The sequence below is a fragment of the Novosphingobium sp. FG137 genome (genome assembly GCF_057809735.1).
The window spans coordinates 642,393-659,493 of the sequence record NZ_JBMDKN010000001.1; the positions used below are offsets into that span (position 1 = coordinate 642,393).

The 17,101-nt window shown below is 61.8% G+C and carries 16 protein-coding genes; 14 read left to right on the forward strand and 2 right to left on the reverse strand.

The genetic code is table 11. The annotated features are described in order from the left end of the window. Position 1: 1 nt before the first annotated feature. On the reverse strand, positions 2–1,210 hold the full coding sequence (gene manD / locus ACODS2_RS02915) for a D-mannonate dehydratase ManD (RefSeq protein WP_488997499.1): 1,209 nt from the start codon (positions 1,208–1,210) through the stop codon (positions 2–4). A 99-nt stretch (positions 1,211–1,309) separates the two neighbouring features. Here manD and ACODS2_RS02920 point away from each other — a divergent pair, with 99 nt between their 5' ends. The 9 genes from ACODS2_RS02920 (at position 1,310) to ACODS2_RS02960 (ending at position 9,891) form a co-directional block, all read left to right on the forward strand. Further along, complete coding sequence (locus tag ACODS2_RS02920) at positions 1,310–2,065, forward strand: FadR/GntR family transcriptional regulator (protein ID WP_488997500.1); 756 nt, start codon at positions 1,310–1,312, stop codon at positions 2,063–2,065. Then, positions 2,062–3,462, forward strand: a complete 1,401-nt coding sequence (gene uxaC / locus ACODS2_RS02925) for a glucuronate isomerase (protein ID WP_488997501.1) — start codon at positions 2,062–2,064, stop codon at positions 3,460–3,462. The genes ACODS2_RS02920 and uxaC overlap by 4 nt, the downstream gene beginning before the upstream one ends. Further along, complete coding sequence (locus ACODS2_RS02930; protein ID WP_488997502.1) at positions 3,459–4,856, forward strand: mannitol dehydrogenase family protein; 1,398 nt, start codon at positions 3,459–3,461, stop codon at positions 4,854–4,856. Before uxaC ends, ACODS2_RS02930 begins: the two co-directional genes overlap by 4 nt. Positions 4,857–5,007: 151 nt before the next feature. After that, the gene (locus ACODS2_RS02935; protein ID WP_488997503.1) at positions 5,008–5,349 is read left to right on the forward strand and encodes a hypothetical protein; all 342 of its coding nucleotides are present in this window, start codon (positions 5,008–5,010) and stop codon (positions 5,347–5,349) included. A 100-nt stretch (positions 5,350–5,449) separates the two neighbouring features. Then, positions 5,450–7,141 (forward strand): GAF domain-containing sensor histidine kinase, encoded by a 1,692-nt coding sequence (locus tag ACODS2_RS02940; RefSeq protein WP_488997504.1) that lies wholly within the window; start codon positions 5,450–5,452, stop codon positions 7,139–7,141. A gap of 9 nt (positions 7,142–7,150) precedes the next feature. Further along, positions 7,151–7,816, forward strand: a complete 666-nt coding sequence (locus ACODS2_RS02945) for a response regulator (RefSeq protein WP_488997505.1) — start codon at positions 7,151–7,153, stop codon at positions 7,814–7,816. 151 nt (positions 7,817–7,967) lie between these two features. Beyond that, positions 7,968–8,555 (forward strand): PilZ domain-containing protein, encoded by a 588-nt coding sequence (locus ACODS2_RS02950; protein ID WP_488997506.1) that lies wholly within the window; start codon positions 7,968–7,970, stop codon positions 8,553–8,555. 56 nt (positions 8,556–8,611) lie between these two features. Further along, the gene (gene sciP / locus ACODS2_RS02955) at positions 8,612–8,881 is read left to right on the forward strand and encodes a CtrA inhibitor SciP (RefSeq protein WP_488997905.1); all 270 of its coding nucleotides are present in this window, start codon (positions 8,612–8,614) and stop codon (positions 8,879–8,881) included. A gap of 125 nt (positions 8,882–9,006) precedes the next feature. Beyond that, the gene (locus tag ACODS2_RS02960) at positions 9,007–9,891 is read left to right on the forward strand and encodes a winged helix-turn-helix domain-containing protein (protein ID WP_488997507.1); all 885 of its coding nucleotides are present in this window, start codon (positions 9,007–9,009) and stop codon (positions 9,889–9,891) included. 493 nt (positions 9,892–10,384) lie between these two features. Here the strand turns inward: ACODS2_RS02960 and ACODS2_RS02965 are convergent, their stop codons facing one another. Then, on the reverse strand, positions 10,385–12,040 hold the full coding sequence (locus ACODS2_RS02965) for a flavin-containing monooxygenase (RefSeq protein WP_488997508.1): 1,656 nt from the start codon (positions 12,038–12,040) through the stop codon (positions 10,385–10,387). Between the two features lie 181 nt (positions 12,041–12,221). Between ACODS2_RS02965 and ACODS2_RS02970 the strand changes: the two genes are divergently transcribed. The 5 genes from ACODS2_RS02970 to ACODS2_RS02990 are packed head-to-tail and all read left to right on the forward strand — an operon-like array spanning position 12,222 to position 17,079. Beyond that, positions 12,222–13,127 carry an enoyl-CoA hydratase-related protein gene (locus ACODS2_RS02970; protein ID WP_298174271.1) on the forward strand — a complete coding sequence of 302 codons (906 nt, stop codon included), beginning with the start codon at positions 12,222–12,224 and terminating at the stop codon, positions 13,125–13,127. 29 nt (positions 13,128–13,156) lie between these two features. Then, positions 13,157–14,842, forward strand: coding sequence for a class I adenylate-forming enzyme family protein (locus ACODS2_RS02975; protein ID WP_488997509.1), 1,686 nt, complete (start codon positions 13,157–13,159; stop codon positions 14,840–14,842). Further along, a complete protein-coding gene (locus ACODS2_RS02980; protein WP_298174267.1) occupies positions 14,839–15,609 on the forward strand; it encodes an SDR family oxidoreductase in 771 nt (256 codons plus the stop codon). The genes ACODS2_RS02975 and ACODS2_RS02980 overlap by 4 nt, the downstream gene beginning before the upstream one ends. A gap of 46 nt (positions 15,610–15,655) precedes the next feature. Beyond that, on the forward strand, positions 15,656–16,336 hold the full coding sequence (locus ACODS2_RS02985) for a TetR/AcrR family transcriptional regulator (RefSeq protein ID WP_488997510.1): 681 nt from the start codon (positions 15,656–15,658) through the stop codon (positions 16,334–16,336). Further along, positions 16,333–17,079 (forward strand): SDR family oxidoreductase, encoded by a 747-nt coding sequence (locus ACODS2_RS02990; RefSeq protein WP_488997511.1) that lies wholly within the window; start codon positions 16,333–16,335, stop codon positions 17,077–17,079. Before ACODS2_RS02985 ends, ACODS2_RS02990 begins: the two co-directional genes overlap by 4 nt. The last annotated feature ends 22 nt before the right edge of the window (positions 17,080–17,101 follow it).

Below are 17,101 nucleotides of genomic sequence, written 5' to 3' on the forward strand. Positions count from 1 at the left end.
CTCACCAGTTCCACATCGTGCCGTCTTCCAGCCGGGCGACCGGAAGATAGGCGGGCTTGTAGGGGTACTTCGCAGCCAGCTTCTCATCGATATCGACGCCGTGGCCCGGTGTGTCTCCGACGAACAGCTCTCCTCTCTCGAAGTGGTAGTCGTGCGGGAACACCGCGTCTGTTTCCTCGGTGTGGCGCATGTATTCCTGGATGCCGAAGTTGGGCACCCAGGTATCGAAGTGGAGCGCGCAGCCCATGGTGACCGGCGAAAGATCGGTCGCGCCATGGCAACCGGTGCGCACGCCATAGAGGCTGGCGAGATCGGCGATGCGGCGCAGGTGGGTGATGCCGCCAGCGCCCACGACGGTGGCGCGGATATAGTCGATCAGCTGGTTCTGGATGAGATCCTTGGCATCCCAGATCGTGTTGAAGATCTCGCCCACCGCGAGCGGGGTGACGGTGTGATGGCGCACCAGCTTGAAGGCTTCCTGATTTTCAGCAGGCGTGCAGTCTTCCAGCCAGAACAGCTGGTAGGGCTCAAGCATCTTGCCGAGATTGGCGGCTTCCTGCGGGGTATAGCGGTGGTGCCCATCATGCAGAAGATGGTGGTCGAAGCCGTAGGTCTTGCGCAGCTCCTCGAACATCTTGGGCACGTAGTTCAGCGCCTTGCGCGTATCCCAGCCCGTCACCGAGGGGAGGGCGGCATCGGCCGGCTCGTAGTAGAGCTTGCCCCGGCCCACCCCGTAGGCGTCCTTGATGCCCGGCACGCCCGTCTGCGCGCGGATCGCCTTGTAGCCCATCTCGATATAGTGGCCGACGGCCTCGACCGTTTCGGCAATGTCGCTGCCGTTGGCATGGCCGTAGACCATGATCCCGTCGCGGCTGCGGCCGCCGAGCAGATCATAGAGCGGCATGCCCGCCATCTTGGCCTTGATGTCCCACAGGGCCATGTCCACTGCCGCGATGGCGCGCATGGTAACCGGGCCGCGCCGCCAGTAGGCCCCGCGATAGAGATACTGCCAGATATCCTCGATCCGGCGCGGGTCCATGCCGATCAGGCAGGGAAGCACGTGATCTTCCAGATAGGCGACGACCGCCTTTTCGCGCCCGTTCAGCGTGGCATCGCCGATCCCGTAGACACCTTGGTCGGTTTCGATCTTGAGCGTGACGAAATTGCGGCCCGGACAGGTCACGATCACGCGGGCGGACTGAATCTTCATGCGAATCCCCGTGCATTGGGTAGTGGAGCGTGTACAATGCGACTTGACCAAATCTGCCATACCTGTCAAGAAAATTGGTAATACCAAAAAGGAACCGACATGAGCGAGATCGAGAAAGGCCCGGATCGACTCTACCAGGACCTCGCCCGCAACCTGACCGAGGAACTGGCGAGCGGGGCCTACCCCATCGGCGCGCGCCTACCCGCAGAGCGCGAGCTGGCGGTCAAGTATGGGGTCAGCCGTCCCACCGTGCGAGAAGCCATCATCGCGCTTGAAGTGCAGGGACTGATCGAAGTGCGCGTCGGCTCGGGCGCCTATGTCCGCCGCCTGCCCGGCAGCGAGGACATGCCCGGCTTCAATGTCAGTGCCTTCGAACTGACCGAAGCACGCCTCCTGTTCGAAGGCGAGGCCGCCGCGCTTGCCGCCACCCAAATCACCGACGAGGAACTGGCCGAGATCGAACGGCTGGTCGATGCGATCGCGCAGGAGAACAACGATCCGCGCGGCAGCGAGCAGGCAGACCGTGCGTTCCATCTCGCGATTGCCAAGGCCACGCGCAACGGGGCGATCCACGATGCCATCGAGCGGCTGTGGGACCTGCGCGCCACTTCGCCCGAGGCGGCTCTGCTCCACGAAAAGGCGCGCACGGCCAATATCAAACCGGTGGTCGATGAACACACCACAATCGTGCAGGCGCTGCGCGCCCGCGATCCGGTTGCCGCGCGGCTCGCGATGCGCGGCCATCTCAGCCAGGTGATCGACAGCCTGCTGTTCGCCACAGAAGAGCGCCAGATCGAGGAAGCGCGCCGCGCCGCGCAGGCCAAGCGCGACCGCTACGCAAGGGCCACCGCGTGATCCGCAGTCTCGACCTTCATCCCGACCGGCTGTTTCCGGCTGACCCGGCTGTCCGCTCGCTGGCCCGTGAGCTTTATGGTACGGTTCGCGATCTGCCGATCATCAGTCCGCACGGCCACACCGATCCGGCGTGGTTCGCGAAGAACGAGAGCTTCGGCAACGCGACCGAGTTCCTGCTCGTGCCGGACCACTACGTGTTCCGCATGCTCTATTCGCAGGGCGTGTCGCTGCAGGACCTCGGTGTCGGCAATCCAGACGTCGATCCCCGTGCGGCATGGCGGCTACTGGCAGAGCGCTATCATCTGTTTCGCGGCACGCCTTCGCGGATGTGGCTCGACTTCGTGTTTGCCGATACCTTCGGCTTCAAGGTCCAGCTCTGCGCCGAAACGGCCGATCTCTATTTCAACAGCATCACCGAGCAGCTGGCCAGCGAAGCCATGCGCCCGCGCGCGCTGTTCGAACGCTACAACATCGAGGTGCTGGCAACGACCGAAAGCCCGCTGGACAGCCTCGAACACCACGCCGCGATCCGCGGGAGCGGCTGGGGCGGGCGGGTCATCACTGCCTATCGCCCCGATCCCGTCATCGATCCTGAATACGAGGGCTTCCGCGCCAATATCGACCATCTGTCCGAGCTGACCGGTGAGGACTGCACGACATGGGGCGGCTACCTCGCCGCGCATCGCAAGCGGCGCGCCTTCTTTGCATCTATGGGCGCGACCAGCACCGATCACGGCCACCCCACCGCGCTGACCGCCAACCTGTCGCGCGGCGAGGCTGAGCGGCTGTTCCAGACGGTGATTTCGGGAGCTTTCACCGAATACGACGCCGAACTGTTCCGCGCCCAGATGCTTACCGAAATGGCCGCAATGAGCATCGATGACGGGCTGGTCATGCAGATCCACCCCGGCGCATTCCGCAATCACAACGAGGGCCTGTTCCAGACGCTCGGCCGCGACATGGGCGCGGACATGCCGATGCGCACCGACTATGTCCACGCGCTCAAGCCCATGCTCGATTGCTTCGGCAACAACCACGCGCTTTCGATCATTCTCTTCACGCTCGATGAAAGTGCCTATGCGCGCGAACTTGCGCCACTGGCGGGGCATTATCCTTGCCTCAAGCTGGGTCCGGCCTGGTGGTTCCACGATAGCCCGGAAGGCATGCGCCGGTTCCGCCGGATGACGACCGAGACGGCGGGCTTCTACAACACCGTCGGCTTCAACGACGATACGCGCGCGTTCCTCTCGATCCCCGCGCGCCACGATGTTGCGCGGCGGATCGACTGCGGCTTCCTTGCCGAGCTCGTGGCGGAACATCGCCTTGCCGATTGGGAAGCGGCCGAGCTGGCGAGCGACCTCACCTACAATCTCGCCAAGCAGGCCTACCGCCTGTGAGCGATGCCGCGCGCCTTTCGTCAGCCGCGCTGGCGAAGTTGCCAGACGGCATCGTCCGCCCAGGTTACGACCGCGACGCACAGGCAGTCGGCATCGTGCACTTCGGCATCGGGGCGTTCCACCGCGCGCATATGGCGTGGTATACCGATCACGCGATGCGCCGCGGCGAGCAGGGCTGGATGATCCTTGGCGTTTCGCTGCGATCGGCAGACGTGGCGCAGCAACTGAACCCGCAAGGCGGCCTCTATAGCGTGATCGAGCGCAGCGCGGCAGGCTCCAGCGCTGGGATCGTCGGCGCGGTGCGCGGCGTGCTGGTGGCTCCGGAAGAGCCCGAGGCAGTGATGACCGCACTGGCCGCGCCGGAGACCCGGATCGTCAGCCTGACGATCACCGAGAAGGGCTATTGCCGCACCTCGGCAGGCGATCTCGATGGTGAAGCAGCCGGCGCGGGCAGCGTGTTCGACTTCCTCGCGAAGGGCTTGCGGCGGCGGTTTGATGCCGGTCTGCCCGGCCTAACGTTGCTTTCATGCGACAACCTCGCCGAAAACGGCCATCAGCTTGAACGGCTGTTGTGCCAGTATCTCGCGCGCCATGATCCGGCATTGCTGGACTGGCTCGGCAGCGCCTGTACCTGTCCGTCCACGATGGTCGACCGCATCGTGCCCGCCACCACGTCTGCGGACCGCGATGCCACTGCCGGTCTACTCGGCGGCCTGCGCGACGAGGCGGCCGTGTTCACCGAGCCCTTCAGCCAATGGGTGATCGAGGACCGCTTCGCCGGACCGCGCCCTGATTGGGCAGCCGTGGGCGCCCAGTTCGTCAGGAACGTCGCACCCTACGAGATGGCCAAGCTGCGCATGCTCAATGGCGCTCATTCGCTGCTTGCCTATTGCGGCCTCGCGCGCGGCCACACCTTTGTCCATCAGGCCGTGGCCGATCCGGTGCTGCTCGACCTGGTGCGCAAGCTGCTGCTGGTTGAAGCCGCCCCGACGATTGCCACCGAGCCGGGGCAGGACCTTGCCGCTTATGCCGAAGACCTGCTCGCGCGCTTCACCAATCCCGCGCTCGAACACCGGCTGTCGCAGATTGCCATGGATGGCAGCCAGAAGATCCCGCAACGCTGGCTGGCCACGCTCGCCGACAACGCGGCATGCGGCCGGCAGTGCCCCGCAATCCTGACCGCGATTGGCGCGTGGGTCCGGCATCTGCGCGGCGGCAACGGTCCTGTGTCGGACCCGCTTGCTGCGGCGCTGGGGGCAGCGGCAGCGCTGGATGATCCTATCGAAGCGCTGTTCGGGCGTGACGGACTCCTCGCCAGTGCATGGCAGCCAACCTGCGGCGACACCGATTTCGTTCTGCGAAGTCTTGAGGCGGCGTCTTCGTCAACAGCCTAGAACCGCAGCCGCCTCGCGCTTACCAAGGTGGCTGTCATGCTCTCCTGATTTTCCTCCATGAATGATTGGCGTCTAACCCTCAAGGGTACGACGGGCGGCTAAGCGATCGGGGTTTCGCGCAGAGCAGTTCACTTGCATTATGAAGGAGGCCGTGGCCGGCATCGAACGGATCACGATGCCGCCAGCGAGCCTGTTCACCGGCTTCTCGATTGGCCGAGAGCCGCTTTCCATAACCGACTTGCTATCGAACGAAGCGGCTTCGCTCGCGCTTGAGGCGGTCTGGTCCGATCTCCGTGGGATGGTAACCGGCACCGCGCTCGGGCGGCGCATCGCCGAGATCGCGGTGGCCGAGAACGATCATGTGGAGCCTGGCCAGTTGCTGTTCCGGATTGCCCCGGTGTCTTATCGGCAGGCGCACACCGCAATTGGAGGTCCTGTGATGCTAACTCGATCATGGCGCCCCGAACGCGCCCTGATTGAGTTTGGACCCTGACATTGACTGGGTCGGGTGGTTTTCGCCTGGCCAGTGCAAGGTGGCAAGATCATGGTGTTCATGATAAATCGGTGACAAGTAAAAACGGTCAGGTAAAAATATGCCGCAGAAGCCCCAGTCGATAGGCAGTTTTGCTGACGGAAATTATCAGGGACTGAGCGCTGGCTGGACCGACGGAGCGAGCGCATCTATTGGACTGAATTGGGCGCTTGAGGCTTATGCGCGTTCTACTGAAGTTCTTCTAAAGGCATCTTCAGTAGATGAAATTGCTGACCATGTCTGTCAGGAAATTGTCCGCCACGATGGATATGCTCTGGCGCTAGTCGGCTTGATTGATACGTCGTCGGGAGACATCAACGTCATCAGATCTGCGGGCACGGCCAAGGGCTATGCTGACGGTCTCGTTCTCAGCATCAACGAAAACGTTCCCAGCGGCCAGGGTCCAACCGGCACAGCCTTGCGGAATGGCCGGATTCAAGTCGTTGAAGATGCGTTGATCGACCCGCTTTACGCCCAATGGCGTGGCCGGGCTCAGAAGTACAATATTCGTTCCTCGATCTCCGTGCCGATCATGTGCGACGGAGATGTATCGGGAATCCTCATTGTCTATGCGGTGAAGCCGCGGGCTTTTTCGAGCCTCGATATCAATCTTTTCATTGATCTGGCCAGAAAGATCAAGATATCGATCGATCTATTCAAGAAGAATGAGATAATTATCGATCAACTTAACGAGATGGCCCAGCATTATCGTCAGTTTGAAAACATAATGTCGTCAACTTCTGAAGGTTTCATCATAGCTGATCTGGACGGCCATATCGTCAACGTCAACAACGCCTACTGCAGTGATGTCGGTTATGATAAGTCCGAACTCATCGGGAAAAGCATTTCGTTCTTGAGTGAGTCCTTTAGCAGGAGCGAAATATTAAAAGATATCAGATACATAAAGAAGTTCGGCTCGCTCTCGTTCACGACCTTCCATCGGCACAAGAACGGCGCACTGGTGCCTTTTCGCGTCCACGCCACGTACGATGACAGTCTTGAAGAGCGCATGTTCGCGTTTTTCCATAACATCTCTGACATCGAAGAAGTGAGCCAAGAACTTGAAGATCTTCGAAAATCGCATCGGGAGCAGGAGCGCCAGGTCAGCGAAACGCGGCAATTGCTCGCCAGCGTCAGCGAAGAGACATTGCGGCAGATCGGCCGCGATCTCCATGACGACATCGGGCAGATCCTGACTGGTGGAGCCATGCTGGCCGCAGACCTCAGCAAAACCATTTCCACCTGCTGCCGAGGCGCCGTCGGCGATCGGGCTGAGGTTCTGACCGGCATGCTCAGCCAGGCGACCAATCGCCTGCGTGCGATCACCCATGGGCTTTATCCCGTGGCGATCGATGCGGCAGGGCTGTTCGGATCGATCCAGACGCTGATTGGCGGGATGCGTACCCTCACAGGTATTGAATTGAGTGTCGACTGTGTTGGCTTGGAACCGGTTCTGGACGAGGAGACGCTCCTGCACATCTACAGGATCGTTCAGGAGGCCACCGCGAACGCAATCAAACACAGCCAAGGCTCAGCGATCGTAATTTCGTTGAATTGCGACCGGGCCACCCTTCGACTGACGGTTTCAGACGACGGGCGCGGCATCGTCCGCTCTCATCGTAGGCGGCTAAGGCAAGGCATCGGGATGGCCACCATGAAAGCGCGCGCCAGCGCCATTGGAGGGAAACTGAGCGTGACATCACCGCGATCCGGCGGGGTACGGGTCAAACTTCTGATGGCGTTGAAGGCCTAGGAACTGCGCATGAACGAACCCATCCGTCGCAACGTACTGCTTGTCGATGACCATGCCGTCGTCCGCACTGGCCTCAAGGCCATCGTCGATGGCACGCCGGACTTTACAGTGTGCGCCGAAGCCGAAGACGAGGCGCAGGCTCTTGTGCATTTGCGTGAGTTGGCGGTTGATGTCGCTGTGGTCGACCTGATGCTGGGCAAGAATTCGGCGCTGGCATCGATCAAGCGGTTTTTGCAGTACCGGCCCAATCTGCGCATGCTCATGTTCTCCATGCATGATGAAGAGGTCTACGCCACACGTGCCTTGCAGGCCGGGGCGCACGGCTACCTCATGAAGGGGGCTGACAGCGGAACCTTGATAGATGCCATCCGTACAGTCGCTGCCGGCCGCATCTACCTCAGCGCCCGGATCCAGAGCGAGATCCTGTCCAACATGGCGGCCGGCCATCCCGCTTCTGCCGCCGGCAATCTCAGCGCGTTAACGCAGGCCGAACTCGCTATCCTGCAGATGCTCGGCTCGGGGCAGAGCGTCAAAGAAATCAGCGCGAACCTTGGGCGAAGCCTCAAGACAATCGCGACGCATCGGAACAACATCCGTCTCAAACTTGATCTGCCGACGAGTGCCGCCCTAGTGCATTTCGCGACCCGATGGGTACAGGCCGGCACAATCGCTTGATCCTAATGCGCGAGTCAACTAAGCGATTTCCGTAGGGCCTTGCCAATCCAGACTCTAAGTCAAAGACTTAGAATCCAATAAGCCAATCGCTTATCTGCGAATGAGATGTAGGCGGAGTGATGGTCGACGGCCGTGGGCCTAGATTCCTCACATGAACCTATCCATCGCCACCCGTGACCAAGCTGCGTTTGCAGATGCCTCGCAGCGCTTTGCCCGGCGCACAATTGCCGGACAGGCCGCACTCGCCGACATCCCGTGTGCTGACACAAGGGCGGAGGCCCGAATTAGCGCCGCAATGGCGGTGCAAGTGCGAACCGAACAGGACGAAAGACCTGGCTGCATCCGTAACCTGTCCCCGCGCGGGGTCATGCTTTCGATGGCGAAACCGCCGCGGCGCGGCGAGTTTGTGGAGATCGTGACCGGAAGCCATTCGCTGGTCGGGCATGTCCGATGGGCCAGTGATTGCCGCGTCGGCATTGCCCTGCGCAACGCGATCGACGTGGGTTCGATCCTGGGCGGGAAGACCGGTTCGATCGCTGGAATGCCCAAGCCGGGTCGCAAGGCAATGTCGATGCCCGTGGCTGTCCATAGCCCTCGCGACAGTCACATTGTAGCCCGCCAGTTGCAGTTCGCGGCCATGATCGCCTTTGGCGCCGTCGTCGCATTCATGATTGCCTTTTGCGTCAACGACCTGCTCGCCGATGTCATCAGCCAGGTCAGAACAGGACTGCCCGGATGAAAGCCTTTTTGAAAGCTAACGGGATGACCTTTCCGAACTCTGGTCTGGAACATGTGATGCCGGATGAATCTTCGCGTACAAAGGCAGTGATTGGTCCACTTGGCGAGCCGCTGACCCTTGAGTCGCTCCCGCCACCGAACTGCAATCGCTGGACTCCACGTCGCAAGGCCGAAGTGGTGGCTGCGGTGAATGGCGGACTGCTCATGCTGGGCGAGGCCTGCGCACGATACAGCCTCAGCCTTGAAGAGTTTTTCGGTTGGCGACGTGTCGTCTACCGGTCCGGCATACAGGGACTGCGTGCAAAGCGCGCACAGTCTTGCGATTAAACACCTGAAAAAGTTCAGTTAGATGCCCAGTCTCGGCAGAGATCATGAGCAGAGAATCAGACTGAACCCCTGAAAGCCAACTCAAAACCATGACCTGCTCACCTTGAAACAGGCCGGGTCATTCCATGATCCAGAAAAAGGTAAGTCGCACCATGGCAATCCGATACAGCGGCCGAATAGCGCCGATGTCCAGCGATCGTCCTGAGCAGCCGATCGGTACTTGCGCGACACCCTTTCCGATCCGTGCACGCTATCTGAGAGCGCGCGATCAGGCTTCGGACGAGCGTCAGGCGTATGTCTGCAGCGTGTTTGATGATCTTGTGTGCTTTCCTTTCTCCGATGAGGGCACTTTCGCGCTGTCGCGCGCGGACGAGGACAATGATGTCCTGATGCTTGATGCTGCCGATCCAGCGCGTATGGCCCGCTACCTAAGGGTCAACCGCGCACTGCTCCGCAACGTGGCAAAGTTTGCGATCATGCAGGACAGTTCTCCGCCGCGCCGCGCCCGGATGCTGACGGCAGGTTGCGACGATGTGTTTGATAGTACACGGGTAAGCTCGGAAGAAGCCAGACTTCGGGTCGCGGCGGTCATACGCCGATACCATGCGCGCTGGGCCACCCGGAACAAGGATCAGGGCATTGCGGCCGACATGGCGCAATTCGCTGCCCCGAATACCCTGACACCCCGTGAGCTTGCACTTCTGAGCGCGCTTGCGGAGCAACGAGGCAAATCGATGTCTGTGCAGAGGTTGAGCCGGTTCGTAGCACCGCCAGATACTGCGCAGTTCAGGCGTTCGCTCAAATTCTCGATCTCCAGACTTCGCAGAAAGCTCTATCCGCAATGGCGCATCGAGTCCGCTCCCGACAAGGGCTATGCCCTCTTACGCTTTAATGCGGGGAACGCCGAGCCAAAGGCAGGTAGCGAAGCAAGCTCGTGGCGGCTTCTAGGATTTCAGCTCGGTTTGCAGGATACTGAAGCATCCACTCACGACCAAGCAAGGTCTGCTTAATAAGCTCGACAATACAGCGGCGTGAGCCAGGTCTTGCTCGACGTTCTCAACAAACCGCTCGGCTGGATCTGCTGAAGGTGCGCCTACCCACCGTGCAGCGCCGATGGCCCGCGCTTCATCCGCAGCCATGGCAGCGGCTGCCACCGGTGCGGGCGCACTCGGATTGGTTGCCTCAGGGCTGGTGATGCTTCCACCGCAAATACAATGATCGCAGCGGTTCGCGTACCGCCTGACCGCCCCTTCAACGTCAATCTGTTCTGTCAGCGTGCACCCGCGCGCAATCCCCGTTCTAATTGGGTTTGGCTGTCCAGACTCACACTTGGTGTGGGATCGGGTGGAGCAGAAAAGAACGCTATTGATGCGCAAAATCCGATAAATGCCGCATTTCTGGGGCCCTTTGGATACTTGCGGCTCGATCAGGAAACAAGCCTGGCGGAGACGGAGGGAGACTAGAAAATGGCTTAAACAAATGTAAAAAAATGGGAATTCTCATTCAATTGTTCTGAATGCCCCCAGGTGTGCCCCCGCCTGCTGAGGCTTTGCTTGGTATCCCAAAATCGGCGTAGCCGTTCGCGGCCACGCGCTCCAACTCGCGCCGGTAACCGCGCACGCCGCCCGAATAGGGCATGAAGACGCGCGGCTTGCCCTCAATCTCGGCACCGACATAGTATGACGCCGCCCTCGGGTAGAGGGTTTCCTGCGCGCGTTCGTTGACATGTTCGACCCAGCGCGCTTCGGCATCTGGGCTGGCTTCGATCCGTGCTGCGCCCAGTGTCTTTGCATGGACCAGCATCTGGGTCAGCCAATCGACCTGCTGCTCGATAGAGAGGATTACGTTGCTGAGAAGCGATGGGCTGCCGGGGCCGACCAGAACAAACATGTTGGGAAACCCAGAGACTCCAAGCCCGAGGTAGGTCGCCGGGCCGGCTGACCATTTGTCCCGGAGGCTGAGCCCGTCCCGGCCGATGATGTCGGGGCGCAGCAGTGAGCCGGTGAACGCATCAAATCCGGTCGCGTAGATTAGGACATCGAGCGGATAGTGTGCATTTCCGGTGCTGAGGCCGGTCGGGGTCAGGGCCTCGATCGGATCGGCCTTGATATCGACCAGCGCCACATTGTCGCGGTTGAAGGTGGCGAAGTAGTTGCTGTCGACCGAGGGCCGCTTGGCACCGAAGGGGAAGCCGCGCGGGGTCAGCAGTTCGCGGGTCGACGGATCCTTCACCTGCGCGGCGATTTTGTCGCGGATAAACGTTGCAGCCGTCTCGTTCGAGGCCTCGTCCAGCAGGATATCCTTGTAGGCCAGGGCGAAGCCGAAGCCGAGCCGGACCCACGCCGCTTCATAGACCGCCTGGCGCTCGTCTGCCGAGGCTTCGAGGGCCGATGCGCCATTAGGCACGAAGCCGAGGCCGCTGGGAGAATTGAGCGCGCGGGTGCGGCGGGCGCGATAGTCCGCCTTTATCGCCGCGTCCTCTTCAGCCGAGATCGGTGCATTGGCGGCCGGAATGCTGAAGTTTGCAGAGCGCTGGAACAAGGTGAGATACGCGGCCTCGGCGGCAATCAGCGGCGTCATCTGTACGCCGGAGGAGCCTGTGCCGATGATCCCGACTCGCTTCCCCGCCAAATCGACGCCCTCGCGCGGCCAGGCGGCGCTGTGATAGATCGCGCCCGTGAAGCTTTCCTGCCCTGGCAGAGTGGGCTGCTTGGTCGTTGAAAGCTGGCCAACCGCCATGATCAGAGTGTCCGCATCCCAAGTGCGGCCATCCTCGGTAGTCACGGACCAGCGATTGCTGGACTCATTGAACTCGGCACGCGCCATGCGCGTGTTGAACTGGATGGCAGGGCGCAAGTCGAAGCGGTCCGCCACATGGCGGATGTACGAAAGCACTTCGGGCTGAGTCGCGTAGCGCTCGCTCCAGCGCCATTCCTGCTCAAGCTCGGGCGAGAACATGTAAGAATAGTCGTAGCTTTCGACATCGCAGCGTGCGCCGGGATAGCGATTGTGGTGCCAGACCCCGCCCAGATCGTCGCTCGCCTCCAGCACGGCGACCGAGAATCCGGCCTCGCGCATGGAATAGAGCGCGCGGAGTCCGGCGAGGCCAGCGCCTACGATCAGGATGTCAACAGTGGCGTGGGATAGATCATTCGTCATGGCGAATCGGATATCTCTTCTGCGATCATCTATCAACACTTATGTTGATCGAGCCGCTTTCGGTGCATTTAAAGCCTCGGTTTTCGGGCTCGGATGGATAAAATCAACGTATATGTTGACTAAGGCGTTCCTCGGCGATAGCCATCGTGACCAGAGAACATGACAACCAAGGATGCTGGCAATGCAGTTTGAAACCCTGATCTATGAAAAGGCTGATCGCATCGCGACAGTCACCCTCAATCGGCCGCACACCGGCAACGCGATTTCGGTGCAGCTGCGCGATGAGCTTGACCGGGTGATGGACGATCTTGATCATGACGACGAGACGCGTGTCCTGGTGATCAAGGCCAACGGTGCCCATTTCGGCACGGGTTATGATCTCAAGGAGTTCTCCTACCTCTGGGATGCCGACAGCGCGATCAATGAAGTGCAGCGTCGCCCACATCGCCGTAATCCGGTTTGGTCGCGTCGCGAGTTCCACCTCTCGCGCGAGCGCTGGATGCGCCTGTTCCGCCTGCGCCAGTGCACGATCGCGGTGGTCCACGGACACTGCGTTGCCGGATCACTCGATCTGATCGGCGTGTGCGACATTGCCTTTGCCGCCGAAGATGCCTTGCTCGGCCAGCCCGAGGCACGCGCCATGGGTGAGCTTCATGTCTTCGCGATGTGGCCGATCCATCTCGGCATGCGCAAGACCAAGGAGTGGCTGTTCACCGGCGACAACATGACCGGCGTTGAAGCGGCCGAAATGGGCTTGGTGAACCGGGCTGTGCCGCGCGAGGAACTGGAAGCCGTGGCGATGGCCTATGCCAAGCGCGTATCCAATGTGCCGCTCGATGCGATCTACAGTCACAAGGAAGTGACCAACCGCTGGTTCGAGGCGGCCGGCATGCAGGCCGGCATGGCTGCGGCCAACGATCTCGATGCGCTCGGCATTGCCGGGCCGGGGATGGAAGAGTTCACCAAGGTGTGGCGCGAGGGCGGGGTCCGCCCGGCCGTGCGCATGCGCGATGCGCCTTTCGCGCCCTATCGCACGTATCTTGAGGCCTATGAGGCCGAACGAGATCGCGGCCCTGCGGACGCGTGACGGCAGAGGCTGCCCTGCGGTCGTCCGCTTTGGACCGACAAGCCGCGCTGGCGACGCGCTTTCCGAAATGGATTGCGCGCTCGCTGGACGGCATGCTGGATTCGGCAGCAGGGGAGTTTCCCGACCGGCCGTATGTCATCACGGACGAACGGTCCTGGACCTATCGTGAGCTGGCGGACTGGTCACTGCGGCTGGCTGCCGGTCTGATTTCGGCAGGAGTACGGCCAGGTGACCATGTGGCGCTGCTCATGGCCAACTACCCTGAGTTCGTTGCGCTCAAGTTCGCTATTTCGCGGGTCGGGGCAGTGGCCGTGCCGATCAATATCCTGAACCGGCAGGCGGAGTTGGGCTATGTTCTGGCCCAATCCGATGCGGTCATGCTTGTGACCATGGACTGCTTTCGGGGCCTCGATACCCTGGCAATGCTCGATCAGCTCATGCCTGGCTGGGAGCAGCACGGTGGCGGGCAGGCTTTTCCGAAGTTGCGGACGGTCGTCGTGTTTCCCACGGGTTCGGAGCCAGCCCGGGCCCAGGCCACACCCTTGGCCGCGCTGGAGCATCGCGCGCCCGAGGGGCTGGCCTTCCCTTCCTCGTCCCCGGATGCTGTTGCGGATATCATCTATACCTCTGGCACCACCGGGGCGCCCAAGGGCGTGATGCTGAGCCACGATCAGGTCTTGCGCACTGCCTTCACCAGTGCCTTGGCGCGAGCATTCGAGGACGCGCGGCGCATCGTGTTCGCGCTGCCGATGTACCACGTCTATGGCTACGGTGAGGGCATGCTGCCGGTGCTGTTCGTCGGCGGTGCAATCGTTCCGCGGTTGCGGTTCGAAGCGGCGGATCTGCTTCAGGCCATCGCGCTGCACCGCGTCACCGATGCCTTGCTGGTGCCGACCATGACGCTGGCCGTGATCGATGCGGCGCGGGATGCTGCTTGCGATCTCTCCTCTCTTACCTCGGTTCTTTCCTCCGGCACCCGTGCTCCCGAGCGGATCTGGAGGGAAATCGGCAGCGTGTTGGGCGTGGCCGAGATCACGACCGGCTACGGCATGACCGAGGTCACCGCATCCTCCACCGTCACCCGGCCCGATGACCCGTTCGAGCGGCTGCTCGAGACCAACGGCCGGCTGCGCGATGCGGGCGTGGCCGGCGATCCGGCGCTTGGCGGCCAACTGGTCGCGTACAGGGTGGTCGATCCGGACAGCGAGGCGGTCCTGCCTGCCGGCGCGGTAGGTGAGTTGCGCGCGAAGGGGCCTGGCGTGACGCGCGGGTACTATAACAAGCCGGCTGAGACAGCGGCTGCGTTCGATGCCGAGGGCTGGTTTCGCACCGGCGATCTGGGGCGGATCGACGGCGAGGGTTATCTCACGCTGGCCGGGCGCCTCAAGGAATCCTACCGCTGCGGGGGGGAGCAGGTGCTGCCTAGTGAAGTGGAGGACGTACTGACTTCGCATCCCGATGTGATGCAGGCGCATGTCGTGCCCTTGGCCGATGAACGCATGGGTGAAGTTGGCGTGGCGCTGGTTGTGCCATGTGATGGTGCAGAGATTACGAGTGAGGCGCTGCTGGCTCTCGTTCGAGAACGCCTCGCGCGCTTCAAGGTACCGCGTCACCTGTTTTTTGTGAAGGCAACGGACATTCCCACAACCGCATCGGGCCGCGCCCGCAAGTTCATGTTGGCGGAAGCCGTCGCTCGCATGGTGGAGGCGGCATGAGCGAGGCAGGCGCTAGCAAAACGCGGGTCGCAATTGTCACCGGGGCCGCGCGCGGCATTGGCGCGAGCATTGCGCTCCGCCTTGCCGCAGATGGCCATGACATTGCCGTGATCGATCTCGATGCGTTGGCCTGCAGCGAAACCGTGCGCGGGATCGAGGCACTCGGGCGACGGGCCCTTGCGGTCGGCGCGGACGTCGCGGACGAAACCGCTGTTGAGCAGGCAGTGGCTGATGTGACCGCTGCGCTCGGGCCGCCCACGATTGTGGTCAACAACGCAGGCATTCTGCGTGACCGCACGATCGGCAAGATGTCGCTGGCGGATTGGGACCTCGTGATCAACGTCAACTTGCGCGGCGCCTTCCTGATGAGCCGTGCGGTGCAAGCGCACATGCGCGCTGCGGGCTGGGGCCGGATCGTCAACCTTTCCAGCACGGCCGCGCTCGGGAATCTCGGCGAGGCCAACTATGCCGCAGCCAAGGCCGGTGTGCAGGGACTGACCAAGACCTTGGCCATCGAACTGGGTCGCTATGGGATCACGGCAAACGCGGTTGCTCCGGGCTTTGTCGAGACCGCCATGACGGCGGAAGTGGCCGCGCGGGTCGGCATGACGTTCGAGGACATGAAGCAACAGGCGATTGCCGGAACGGTGGTTGGCAGGGTCGGCCAGCCCGAGGATATTGCCCATGCGGTTTCATTCTTCGTCGATGAACGGTCAGGCTATGTAACCGGGCAAGTGCTCTATGTTGCCGGAGGGCCACGCGGATGAGCCCTGCAACTGGAAATGGCGCGCATGATCGCGTAATTGGCGGCGCATGATGAAACACGGCAAGCCAATGATGGCACCCTCCGAAAGCGGTATCGGCAAACGGCGCACTGCGGCGCGCGAAGATTCCAGCGTTTCGCACCAGCAACGCCGCAAGGAAATCGGCGAAGCGGCGATCCGGGTGTTCAACCGGATGGGATTCCAGCGGGCGAGCATGACTGCTGTCGCGGCCGAATTGAATATCGATCGGGCGTCACTCTACTACTATATCTCGTCGAAGGAGGAGCTCTTCGACGAGATCGTGCGTACCGTGGTGGAGCGCAACGTGGCACTGGCGCAGAAGATTCAGGCCAGCGACATGCGTCCGCGGCGCAAGCTCAGCGACCTGATCATCGCGCTGATGTCGTCCTACGGCGAACACTACCCGCTGATGTATATCTACATTCGCGAAAACCTCAGCAATGTCAGTGACAAGCGGTCTGAATGGTCGCGCTACATGCGCGATCTCAATAGCCAGATGTCCGAGGCGGTGATCGCGATCATCGAGCAGGGCTATGCCGACAAGTCCTTCCGCAACGTTGGTTCATCCAAGGTTGTGGCCTATGGCGTGCTCGGCATTGTCGGGTGGACGCACCGCTGGTTCAGGCCGGCGGAAAGCGACGTCAGCGCCGAGGAAATCGGCAAGATCTACGCTGAGATGGTGCTGGCCGGGCTGGAATCGCCCTATTGAGCGGCCCCGGCGCCTTGCATGACAAGACCGCGATCATCACCGGTGCCGGGCAGGGGATCGGCAGGGCCAGTGCCGAACGCTTTGCGCGCGAAGGTGCGCGCGTGCTGGCGGTGGATATCAACGCGGATGCGTTGGCTTCGCTTGAGAGTGCCTGCGGATGCGAGCCTTTCGCCCTCGATCTGACTGATGCCGCCGGGGTCGGAGCGTTTGCACGGACGGCGGGTACAGTGGACGTTGCGTTCTTATGCGCAGGCACGGTGCCCTACGGCACGGTGCTTGATTGCAGTGATGAGGACTGGGACGGGGCGTTTGCTCTCAATGTCACGGCCATGTTCCGGATGATCCGCGCCTTGCTGCCAGGGATGATCGCGCGAGGAGGCGGTTCGATCATCACCATGTCGTCGGTTGCCAGTTCGGTTCGCGGTGTACCCGACCGTTTTGCCTATGGCGCAACCAAGGCGGCGATCATCGGCATGACCAAGGCGCTCGCGGCAGATCACGCGGCGCAAGGCATCCGCGCCAATGCGATCTGTCCGGGCACGATCGAGACGCCTGCGCTGGAGGCGCGGATGCAGGCAAGTGGAGACTATGCCCGGACCCGCGCTGCCTTCGCCGCGCGGCAACCGCTCGGCCGATTTGGGCAGGCAGACGAGATTGCCAGCCTCGCGCTCTATCTGGCCAGCGATGCTGCCCGTTTCACCACCGGCCAGTGCCATATAATCGACGGTGGATGGTCGAACTGATGGCAATCGCGCTTGCATAATA